The organism is Novosphingobium sp. AP12 (assembly GCF_000281975.1).
In the GTDB taxonomy this organism is placed as follows: domain Bacteria; phylum Pseudomonadota; class Alphaproteobacteria; order Sphingomonadales; family Sphingomonadaceae; genus Novosphingobium.
On record NZ_AKKE01000133.1, the window covers coordinates 25,064 to 35,922 of the forward strand.

Annotated in this window: 7 protein-coding genes and 1 tRNA gene; 5 read left to right on the forward strand and 3 right to left on the reverse strand. The window is 68.1% G+C overall.

The genetic code is table 11. The annotated features are described in order from the left end of the window. The first annotated feature begins 95 nt into the window (after positions 1-95). Entirely contained in the window at positions 96-2,285 is a 2,190-nt protein-coding gene (locus tag PMI02_RS19415; RefSeq protein ID WP_007686041.1) for a bifunctional diguanylate cyclase/phosphodiesterase, read from the forward strand. Between the two features lie 22 nt (positions 2,286-2,307). On the opposite strand, the gene hspQ is transcribed toward PMI02_RS19415, so the two are convergent. Then, entirely contained in the window at positions 2,308-2,688 is a 381-nt protein-coding gene (hspQ, locus tag PMI02_RS19420) for a heat shock protein HspQ (RefSeq protein WP_007686043.1), read from the reverse strand. A 177-nt stretch (positions 2,689-2,865) separates the two neighbouring features. Between hspQ and PMI02_RS19425 the strand changes: the two genes are divergently transcribed. Next, positions 2,866-2,955: transfer RNA gene (locus tag PMI02_RS19425), tRNA-Ser, on the forward strand. 111 nt (positions 2,956-3,066) lie between these two features. On the opposite strand, the gene PMI02_RS19430 is transcribed toward PMI02_RS19425, so the two are convergent. Next, on the reverse strand, positions 3,067-5,994 hold the full coding sequence (locus PMI02_RS19430; RefSeq protein ID WP_007686046.1) for a PAS domain-containing protein: 2,928 nt from the start codon (positions 5,992-5,994) through the stop codon (positions 3,067-3,069). A gap of 318 nt (positions 5,995-6,312) precedes the next feature. Here PMI02_RS19430 and PMI02_RS19435 point away from each other — a divergent pair, with 318 nt between their 5' ends. From PMI02_RS19435 to PMI02_RS19445, 3 genes are read left to right on the forward strand one after another with little or no spacing between them, the layout of a single operon-like run. Continuing rightward, complete coding sequence (locus PMI02_RS19435) at positions 6,313-6,720, forward strand: DUF2231 domain-containing protein (protein WP_007686048.1); 408 nt, start codon at positions 6,313-6,315, stop codon at positions 6,718-6,720. After that, complete coding sequence (locus PMI02_RS19440) at positions 6,717-8,036, forward strand: sorbosone dehydrogenase family protein (protein WP_007686050.1); 1,320 nt, start codon at positions 6,717-6,719, stop codon at positions 8,034-8,036. The genes PMI02_RS19435 and PMI02_RS19440 overlap by 4 nt, the downstream gene beginning before the upstream one ends. Next, positions 8,036-9,025, forward strand: coding sequence for an alpha/beta fold hydrolase (locus PMI02_RS19445; protein ID WP_007686053.1), 990 nt, complete (start codon positions 8,036-8,038; stop codon positions 9,023-9,025). The genes PMI02_RS19440 and PMI02_RS19445 overlap by 1 nt, the downstream gene beginning before the upstream one ends. A gap of 3 nt (positions 9,026-9,028) precedes the next feature. Here PMI02_RS19445 and PMI02_RS19450 read toward each other — a convergent pair whose 3' ends face one another. Continuing rightward, the gene (locus tag PMI02_RS19450) at positions 9,029-10,648 is read right to left on the reverse strand and encodes a phospholipase D family protein (protein ID WP_036504603.1); all 1,620 of its coding nucleotides are present in this window, start codon (positions 10,646-10,648) and stop codon (positions 9,029-9,031) included. Between the last annotated feature and the right edge of the window lie 211 nt (positions 10,649-10,859).

A 10,859-nucleotide genomic window follows, 5' to 3' on the forward strand; every position in this document is an offset into this window, starting at 1 on the left:
GCAGGCGGCGCATTAACGGAAATTTATCGGCTTTCGTGCATGCAGGCGCGGTGGCGTCAGGGAAAGCCTCAAGCGAAAACCGCCGAAAGATTGTCGTGCGTTTCACTGCGCCGATCGTCGTGGCCGCGCTTTGCATCCTCGTGCTCATGCTCGGACTTCTGCAATGGTCCGGCCGCGAGGTCGACAGGATCGCCCGCGAGCGCGACCGCGCCATCGTTTCGCTGGTGCTGGCGCAGAGCGTCGAACGGGTAGCACACGCGCAGGAATCCTCGACCGTCTGGGACGAGGCGGTGCGCCAGGTGCGCAAGACCCCGCTCGATCCGTCCTGGCTGGACCTCAACCTGGGTGAATGGTTCGAAGACTACGCCGGCATCGACGAAGTCTACATCCTCGACCCGCGCGACCGGCCGATCTACGCGATGCGCGAAGGTGCCCGCGCTGCGCCCGAAAGCTACGTCGCGCTGGAAAACGTGGCGGCGCCGCTGGCCAAGCTGCTGCGGGCCACGCGCACCGTCCAGAAGCGCAGCAACGGCAACCTCGCCATGCTCTCGGCGGGGCAGGGGGATCTTGCCGTCGTGCGCGGGCGTCCGGCCATCGTCAGCGTCAAGCCGATCGTCTCCGACAGCGGCGGCCTGAAGCAGGCGCCCGGCACCGAGCCGCTGCATGTCGCGGTCGTCTACCTCGACGACGATTTCTTCGCACGCGTGGGCCGTCAGTACGGACTGGCCGACGCCCACTACGCGATCGCGCCGGGTGCCGACAGCAACGCCCGGTCGGTGCCTCTGTGCGACCGCCACGGCGGAACCATCGGATACCTCGTGTGGAAGCCCTTCGCGCCGGGGAGGCAGGTCACCGCCGCCCTCGGTCCGGCGCTGCTGGTGGTCCTGCTGCTGACCACCGCCGTGATCTACTGGCTCGCCAGCCGCCTGGCGCGGCGCACGCACGATCTCGAGGAGAGCCGGCTGCACGCCCAGCACCGCGCGATGCATGACGAACTCACCGGCCTCGGCAACCGCGCCACTTTCGAGCAGCGGCTGGACGAGGCGCTGTCGCGCTCGCGCCGCCACAAGACGCTGCTGGCGCTGCTCTACATCGATCTCGATCGCTTCAAGCAGGTGAACGACACGCTGGGCCATCCGGCGGGCGACGCGCTGATCCGGCAGGTCGCGCGGCGCCTCGTCGCGGAGGTGCGCGGCTACGACCTCGTCGCGCGGCTGGGCGGAGACGAGTTCGCGATCCTCATCGGCGAGCCGGCCGACCGGCAGGCGGTGGAGCGCATCTGCGCCCGCGTCGTCGCCGAGTTGGAGCGGCCGTTCGACCTCGCGGGATCGCAGGCCTTCATCGGCGCCAGCATCGGCGTGGCCCTGGCTCCGGCCGACGGGCTCGACCGTACCGAGCTGACCCGCAAGGCGGACATCGCGCTCTACAAGGCGAAGACCAACGGCCGCAGCCGGTTCTGCTTCTTCACCCCCGACATGGACCACGACGTCCGCTCGCGGGAGGAGAGCTACCGCGACCTCCGGCTGGCCCTCGCCGACTGCGAGCGGCAGCTGCGTGTCCACTACCAGCCGATCTATGCGATGGACGACGGACGGATGGTGGGCGTGGAAGCGCTGCTACGCTGGAAGCATCCCGAGCATGGCCTCGTGGGGCCGGCGGAATTCATCCGCTCGGCCGAGGAATCAGGGTTGATAGAGGTGCTGGGCGACTGGGTCCTGCGCCGCGCGGTGCGGGATGCGCGGCAGTGGCCGGGTCTGCGTGTGGCGGTCAACGTCTCGCCGATCCAGCTGCGCAGCCGGGTGTTCGTCGATACCGTGCGGCAAGTGCTGGCCGAGGCCGGAGTGGAGCCGGAAAGGCTCGAACTGGAGATGACCGAGACCGCGTTGATGGCCGCCTCGGGCGATGTCGCGCGCTCGCTCGCCGAGCTTCGCCGGCTGGGCGTGGCCTGCGCGCTGGACGACTTCGGCACCGGCTATTCCTCGCTCAGCCACATCCGAGACTTTGCCGTCGACCGCGTCAAGATCGACCGCTCGTTCGTCAATGTGGTCAACACGGTGCCCGGTGCCGCCCTGGTCGAGGCGATCGTCAGCCTTGCCCGGGCGAACGGCCTGTGCCTGACCGCCGAAGGCGTCGAAGAGCAGGAGCAGTACGATTTCCTGCGGAGCGTGGGATGCCATGAAGTGCAGGGTTACCTGCTCTCGCGCCCGGTCCCCGCCAGCGAGGTCGGGCGGCTGTTGCGCGGCAGCCGGCCGGAACGGGAAGACCGCCCCTCGGCACTGATCTGAGGTTGAGCGCCGGGCGCCCCCCTTAGTGCGCCAGCCCGCGGCGGAGCGGGTAGCGGCCTTCGTTGAAGTCGTCGAACATCTGCGAGAGCGAGGGGTGGTCCACCGGCCCGCCATCGGCATCGCCCATCAGGTTCTGCTGGCTGACATAGGCGACGTAGCTCGATTCCTCGTTTTCGGCGAGGAGGTGGTAGAAAGGCTGCTCGCGCGTCGGCCGCACTTCGGCGGGGATCGACTGATACCATTCCTCGCTGTTGGCGAAGACCGGATCGATGTCGAAGACCACGCCGCGAAAGTCATGCAGACGATGGCGAACCACGTCGCCGATCGCGAATCGCGCCCGGTTCTGGCGAGGCGCATCGATGACGCGTCCGGCCTGAGGGGAGAAGAAGGACGCCCTGTTCATATGACGGATATAGGTTTCGCAAGGGGGCGAAACAAGCGATGGGCCGGGACATTCCCCCAAAAGCGTAAACCGGCTCGCCAAAAGTGCAAATCGGGGCTTGGCAAGCTCGATCAAGTCGGCTAGCGGCGCACTTCGCTTGACCCGGTGGGGCTTCCCCACTGTAGCACGATCTCTTGCGGAGAGGTGGCAGAGTGGTCGAATGCGCTGCACTCGAAATGCAGTGTACGGGAAACCGTACCGTGGGTTCGAATCCCACCCTCTCCGCCAAGAGCCCCCTGTATCGCTGGGCGCTTCGGGCCGCATGGGCCCACAATTTCCTTCCTGTTCAATATCTTGGAGTCGCGTCCTCGACGCGCGGCACCGTGGGCTTGCTGCGTGTCAGTCCATGATTTCGCGGATTTTCCTGGCCAGCGCGTCCATCGCGAAGGGCTTGGTAATGAGCGCCATGTTCGGGGCTAACTGGCCGTTGCCGATCACGGCGTTTTCCGCGTAGCCGGTGATGAACAGCACCTTCAGGGCCGCGCGCAGGGCGAGGGCGGCGTCGGCGATCTGGCGGCCGTTCATGCCGCCGGGCAGCCCCACGTCGGTGATGAGCAGATCGATGGCGGGGTGGGCGTGGATGAGGCGCATGGCGCTGGGGCCGTCGAAGGCTTCGAGCACGTCGTAGCCCAGTTCCTCGGCGATCTCGACGACGAGCATCCGCACGGTGGGTTCGTCGTCCACGACGAGGACGCAGCCGGCGTTGGTTTGCGGCATCGGTTCGACCGCCGGACCAGCCGTGATGTCCTCACCGGTCTGCCCGTCGTCTTCGGTGAGGTGGCGGGGCAGGTATATGCACATGGTGGTGCCGGTACCGGGCTCGGTATAGATGCGGACCTGTCCGCCTGACTGGCGCGCGAAGCCGTAGATCATCGAGAGGCCAAGGCCTGTGCCTTCGCCGAGCGGCTTGGTGGTGAAGAATGGGTCGAAGGCGCGCTTCACGACGTCGTCGGTCATGCCGGTGCCGGTGTCGGTCACGCAGATCGAGACGTATTGGCCTGGATCGAGGTCGCGCTGGCGCGCGGCGCGGTCGTCGAGCCACTTGTTCGCGGTTTCGACGGTAATCCGGCCGCCGTCGGGCATCGCATCGCGGGCGTTGATGCACAGGTTGATGATCGCGTTCTCGAGCTGGTTGGGATCGACCAGCGTGGTCCACAGGCCCGCCTTGCCGACGGTCTCGACCTCGACCTGCGGGCCCACGGTGCGGCGGACCAGTTCCTCGAGGTCGAAGATCAGGCGGTTGGCATCGGTCGGCTTGGGATCCAGCGTCTGGCGGCGCGAGAAGGCGAGCAGGCGGTGGGTGAGGGCGGCGGCGCGGCGGACGGCGCCCTGCGCGGCGACCGAGTATTTCTCCAGCTCGTTGACGCGGCCTTGCGCGATGCGGGTCTGCATCATCTCCAGCGCACCCGAGATGCCGGTCAGGAGGTTGTTGAAATCGTGGGCGAGGCCGCCGGTGAGTTGGCCGACAGCTTCCATCTTCTGCGACTGGCGCAGCGCATCCTCCGCGCGGTCGCGCTCGGCGGTAGTGGTCTCGACCTCTTCGACGAGGCGCCGGCGTTCCTCCTCCAGTTGGCGCTCAACCGCCTTGCGCGCCGACACGTCGAGCATGGCGCCGACCATGCGCAGCGGCGCGCCGCCCGCGTCGCGGATGACGTAGCCGCGGTCGAGCACGTCGGCATAGCTGCCGTCGGCGCGGGCGAAGCGGTATTCGTCCGACCAGTCGGTGTCGGTGCCCTCGATGATCCTGTGGATGCCTTCGTCGATGCGGTCGCGGTCGTCGGGATGGATATGGCCGATCCACCATTCACCAGTGGGCTCGACCCCGGCGAGTACGTGGCCGTAGGCGCGTTCCAGCGCCTCGTTCCAGGTGACGTGGTTGCCGCGCAAGTCCCAGTCCCACACGGCGTCGTTGGTGGCACGGCCGGCGAGGCGCAGGCGTTCGCCGATTTCGCGCAGGGCCGCGGTGGCCTCGCGGTCGCTGGTGACGTCCTGGACGGTGCCGATCAGGCGAACCGGCTCGCGGCCTTCGAAGAAGGCGATGCCGTGGGCGCTGATGTGGCGCAGCACGCCGTCCTCGATGCCGACGGTGCGGTATTCGACTTCGAAGTGGCGGTCGCCATCGGGGTCGAGCGAGGCGGCGACGGCCTTGTCGGCACGCTCGCGGTCGTCGGGGTGGAGCCCGGCGAGGTACGCGCTCTCGTAAGTGACGGGTACACCTGCGCTCAGGCCGAAGAAGGCGCGGCAACGGTCGTCCCAGTTCAGCGTGCCCTCGCGCGGGCGGTAGTCGAACCGGCCGAGTTCGGCGGCGGATGCGGCCAGTTCCAGTTCCTCGCGGCTGCGTTCGAGCGCCTTTTCGGTGCGGCGCCGCTCGGTGAGGTCGGAGAACAGGATCGCGACGTGATGCTGCTCGGGCTCGTCGATGCGGTAGGCGTGGACGAGATACCAGCGGTCGTCGAGCGCATGGGCGGGCAGTTCGATGCGTTCGGAAATTCCCGTCTTCGCGACCCTGCCGTAGAGGTCGAACCAGTGCTGCTCGTGCGCGGGCGCCATCTCGCGCATCCAGCGCCCGGCGGCGTTCTGGATTCCGGTGTATTCCTCGAAGGACCTGTTGATCTCGAGGAAGCGGTAGTCGAGCGCCGCCCCATCGGGCCCGAACTTCACCTCGACGACGCAGAAGCCCGCATCGATCGAGTTGAACAGCGAGCGATAGCGGCTTTCGCTGGCGCGCCGGGCTTCTTCGCTGCGGGCGCGGTCCATCGCCTCGCGCGTGCGCCATGCAACGTCCTCGACCATCGCGATTTCGCCGAGCGACCAGGCGCGTGGTTCGGCCTCGTGGAGGTAGAGGATGCCGTCGAGCCCGTCGTCGCGTGAGATCGGGCAGGCGATGAGCGCGCGCGTCCCTATGCTGTCCCAGGCCGGGGCGTAGGCGGCGGTGCGGGGGTCGGCCGCGCTGTCTTTGACCACGACCGTGCGGCCGTCCCGCAGTTCGGCGACGATCTCTGGTCCGAAGCTGTCGAGCCGGTGCGCCTCTCCGGCGAGGCCGGGCAGGGTGCCGGACCAATCCGTATCGACGCTGACGGTTGCGCCGTCGGGGCCGATCGCGCCGAAGCCGCAGCGTCCTGCGCGCAGATGGCGGCCGAGCAGTGCGGTGGCGGTGGCAAGGATTTCCGGCGCATCGTCGAGCCGGCGCAGGTGGTCTAGCAGGAACAGCTGGAAAGCCTGCCGCTCGAGCAGTTGTTCGTGGCTCAGTTCCTGGGATCGAGGCATCCTGGCGAGAATCCATCCTGTCAGCGCTATGCGGGCCTGCCCGGCCCCATCTCGACGAAACCCCGGCGTGGTCCGTCGTTCCGGCCGCGCCCGGCAATCGTCTTGCCCACGGATAAGCGCGCTGTTCCCGTTCTGCCAACGACTTTCCGCCGAGGATTGCAATGGACCATGTCCCGAGGCGCGGCTGAAGGATGCGGCCTTGCCGCTGGAATTTCCGCCCCGAAGCAAACGGTTGTCACGCAACCAATGGGGTGGGCGCGCATTGCCAAGGCTTAGACGCCCGCAGCGCTGCCGCGCCGGGTCGCCAAGGAGGATATCTTGCCGTCCGCCACGCCGTTACCCCTGCATCCGCTCCATGCGATGCTTCTCGCCTTTCCCGTCGCTCTGTTTCCGGGGGCGCTGCTTTCGGACATCACGTACCTGAACAGTGCCGAGATGCAGTGGTCGAACTTCTCGGCATGGCTGATCACCGGTGCGCTGCTGTTCGGCGCCCTGGCGCTGCTCTGGGCGCTGGTGTCCGCGCTGCGGCGCCGGGGAGGGTGGATCTATCCCGCGCTGCTCGCCGCGATGTGGATCGCCGGGCTGATCAACGCCTTCCAGCATAGCCACGATGCGTGGTCCTCGGTCGGGACCATGGGTCTGACGCTGTCGATCGTGTCGAGCGTGCTGGCGCTGCTGGCCGGCTGGACCGGCTATTCGACGCTGCGCGCGGGGAGCCGGGCATGAACATCGTGCGTCTTGGCGGAACCGCCGCTTTCACCCTGGTCCTCGCGCTGGGTCTTTCCGCTTGCGGGAAAGGCCCCGAGCTCGACCAGACCGGTCCGCGTCCGACCTTGCCGGACCAGAAGGAAACGCTGCTGCCGCCGATGAAGATCGCGCGGCCGGAAGGGTGGGCCGGCGCCATGCCCACGGTGCCGCGCGGCTTCACGATCACCCCGCTCGCCACCGGCCTCAAGGTGCCGCGCCAGACGCTGGTGCTGCCCAACGGCGACGTGCTCGTGGCCGAGGGGACCGGCGGAAACGAGCCGATGCTGCGCCCCAAGGACGTCATCGCCGGCTACATCAAGAGCCTCGGCAAGACGACGGTCAAGGGCGGCAACCGTGTCAGCCTGCTGCGCGACGCCGATGGCGACGGCAAGGCGGAGCTGACATCCGTCCTGATCGACGGGCTCGACGCGCCCTACGGCCTCGCGCTGGTGGGCGGCGACCTCTACGTCGCCAACCAGGGCGCGCTGCTGCGCTTCCCCTACCGCACCGGCCAGACCCGCATCGACGCGCCGGGGCAGGAGGTGACCAAGCTGCCTGCCAAGCCGAACCACCACTGGACCAAGTCCCTCACCGCCAGCGCGGACGGATCGAAGCTCTACGTGGGCATCGGCTCGAACAGCAATGTCGGCGAGCGCGGCATGGCCGTGGAGGAGGACCGTGCGGTCGTCTGGGAGATCGACCGGGCGAGCGGCGCCCACCGCGTCTACGCCTCGGGCATCCGCAACCCCACCGCGCTCGCCATCAATCCGGCGACGCAGGCGGTATGGGCGGTCGCCAACGAACGTGACGAACTCGGCGCGCAACTGGTGCCGGACTACCTGACCTCGGTGCGGCCGGGCGCATTCTACGGCTGGCCCTACAGCTACTGGGGAGGCCACGTCGATCCGCGCGTCCACCCGCAGAAGCCCGAGATGGTGCGCAAGGCCATCGCGCCGGACTATGCGCTCGGCTCGCACGTCGCCGCGCTGGGCCTGAGCTTCGTCACCGGCGGCGGCTTCGGGGGCGGTTATGCGGACGGCGCGTTCGTCGGCCAGCACGGCAGCTGGAACCGGCAGGACCTCGCAGGCTACAAGGTGGTGTGGGTGCCCTTCACCAACGGCAAGCCCAGCGGCAAGCCGCAGGACTTCGTCACCGGCTTCATCGGCCAGGACGGCAAGGCGCGGGGCCGGCCCGTGGGCGTGACCTACGACCCGCAGCGCCGGGTGCTGCTGGTGGCGGACGACCTGTCGAACACCGTGTGGCGCATCGCTCCAGCGGTGGGGGCGCCGCGCTGATGCGGGCGCCTGCGATGCTGGCGAGGCTGGGGGCGGTCGTAGCCGCCGGCCTCGCCGCGCCCGCGCTGGCCGATCCGATGCTGGCGGACTTCTCCTACGGCTGGCCGGTCGAACACCACAGCTTCGAGAGCCAGCGCGAGCGCATGGAGATGGCCTATCTCGACGTCCGGCCCGACCGTCCCAACGGCCGGACGGCGGTGCTCCTCCACGGCAAGAACTTCTGCGCCGGGTCCTGGGACACCACGATCCGCGCCCTGTCGCAGGCGGGCTACCGGGTGATCGCGCCGGACCAGATCGGCTTCTGCAAGTCCACCAAGCCGGCGCGCTACCAGTACGGCCTGCATACGCTCGCGGCGAACACGCACGAATTGCTGGCGGCGCTCAGGATCGAGAAGCCGGTGCTGATCGGGCACAGCATGGGCGGAATGCTCGCCATGCGCTACGCCCTCCAATATCCCGGCGAGCTGTCGAAGCTGGTGCTCGTCAACCCGCTCGGGCTCGAGGACTGGCGCGCGAAGGGCGTGCCCAACGCGACGGTCGACCAACTCTACGTGACCGAACTCAAGGCGACGCGCGCCAGCATCAAGGCCTATCAGCAGAGCACCTACTACGCCGGCCAGTGGCGCCCCGACTACGACCGCTGGGTCGACATGCTGGCCTCGATGTACGCTGGCCCGGGCGGCGAAGTGGTCGCATGGCACCAGGCGCTGACGGCCGACATGGTGTTCAACCAGCCCGTCATCCACGAGATCGACCGGATCGCGGTCCCCACCGTGCTGATGATCGGCGAGAAGGACAACACCGCGATCGGCAAGAACCGGGCCGACAAGGCGCTTCAGGCCAGGCTGGGCGACTACCCGCGGCTGGCGCGCGAAGCAGCGGCGCGGATCCCGGGCGCGCGGCTTGTCACGTACCCCGCCTTCGGCCACAGCCCGCAGGTGCAGGGCGCCGGGCAGTTCAACGCCGATCTGCTCGAAGCCCTGCGCTGATCCTCACAGCAACCAGGCGATCGGCAGGCGCGAAGTGACCGCGATCAGCGCGCGGTCGAACAGCTGCATGCCGGGCTCGCGCGTCTGGACAGAGGCGTGGAGCCCTTCGCCGGGCGTCCACTCCAGCCCGCCGCCCTCGTCCAGCGAAACCGCATAGGCGGCGTCGGGGATGATCGTGGCGAAGGCATCGGCCACGTAGGCGGCGAAAAGCGGGCTATGGATGACGAAGCCCAGTTCGGTGTTCAGCCGGAGCGAGCGCTGGTCGAAGTTGAACGAACCGACGAACAGGCGCTGGCGGTCGACCGTGATGGTCTTCGCATGGATCGTCGAGGCGCCCGAGCGCAAAGCCGCGAACGACCCGCTGCCGGTTGCGCGCAGCCGGCTGCCGACGCCAAGGCGGTTACCCTGCCGGCGCTGCTTCTTCGAGGGTGCGTCGCGCACCTGTGCGGCAGTCTCGAACAGGCGAACACCCGCCTTGAGCAGCGCCTTGCGCCAGGGCGCATAGCCGGCATGGACCAGCGCGACGTCGGTGGCCCCGTACCCGTTGGTGAGCACCGTCACGTCGACACCCGAGCGCGCCAGCGCGCCGAGCTGGTGCGTGCCCTGCGCTCCCGGAACGAAATAGCCCGAGACGATGCCCAGTTCGCGGCTGGGATGTCCGATCGCGCCGTCGAGCTTGCCCGCGAGCAGGTCCCGCTTGCGGATATCCTTGCGCACTTTGGCGGGATCGTCGCTGATCATCTCCACCTTCGCCCACTCCAGGTCGAGCGTTCCTTGCGCGATCTCATGGACGAGGGGCAGGCTGCGCAGCCGCTCGACATAACGGCGTGCGGAGGCGTCGCGCTCAACCACCGAGGCGCGCGATGCCAGCTTCGCGCGCTGCTTCTCGCTGACACGAGGCAGGATCTGCTCGGCGGGGTAGGAGGATTCGCAGTCCCAGTACTTCCCAAAGTCGGTCTCGACGTCTGCCACGACCGGCCCGATCGCCAGCACGTCGAGGTCCACGAACAGCGCGCCGTCTCCTGCACCGAAATACTCGTCGCCGACGTTGCGGCCGCCGACGATGGTGACCGCTCCGTCGACCGTGAAGCTCTTGTTGTGCATCCGCCGGTTGAGGCGACCGAAATCGGCGAGGAAGCCGATCGCCTTGGGGAAGCGGATACGGAATGGATTGAAAAGGCGCACCTCGATGTTCGGATGGTCGTTCAGCGCCGAGAGGATGTGGTCGAGCCCGGTGATCCCGTTGTCGTCCAGCAGCAGCCGCACGCGCACCCCGCGCTGGGCTGCTTCATGGGCCGCCTCGAGCAGTAGCGTGCCGGTCCTGTCGCCGTGCCAGATGTAGTATTGCAGATCGAGCGTGTGCTCGGCCGCCCTCGCCAGCAGCAGCCGGGCCGCGAACGCATCGACGCCGTCACTCAGCAGGTGGACGCCCGAAAGACCCGGATGCGCGGACGCCTGTTCCTGTGCCCCGCGCCAGAGAGCGCCATCCCGCATGGCGGGGATGGCTTTCGCGGGAGGAGCGATCCGGTCCGGGAGGCAACTGGCGAAACGGACCAGGGCTCCCGTCGCCAGGACGCCCGCCACGCTTGCCAGAGCCGCTTTCCAGCCTTGTGTCGCTGCCATTGTTCTCCAATCTCGCTTTCGACCCATCGCCATATCCAACGTATGGGACATGGCGGGGCTGCACGACCGGACCGTGTCATGCGTCGGCGACTGCATGGAGGGCCTCTCCCATGTTTGTCCAACCCGCAGGCGACCAACGCCGTGCCTGCCAGGGCAAAACGGCCCAAATCCGCCATTTCGTTGGATTGCGTCACTTTTTTGAAAAGGGGTG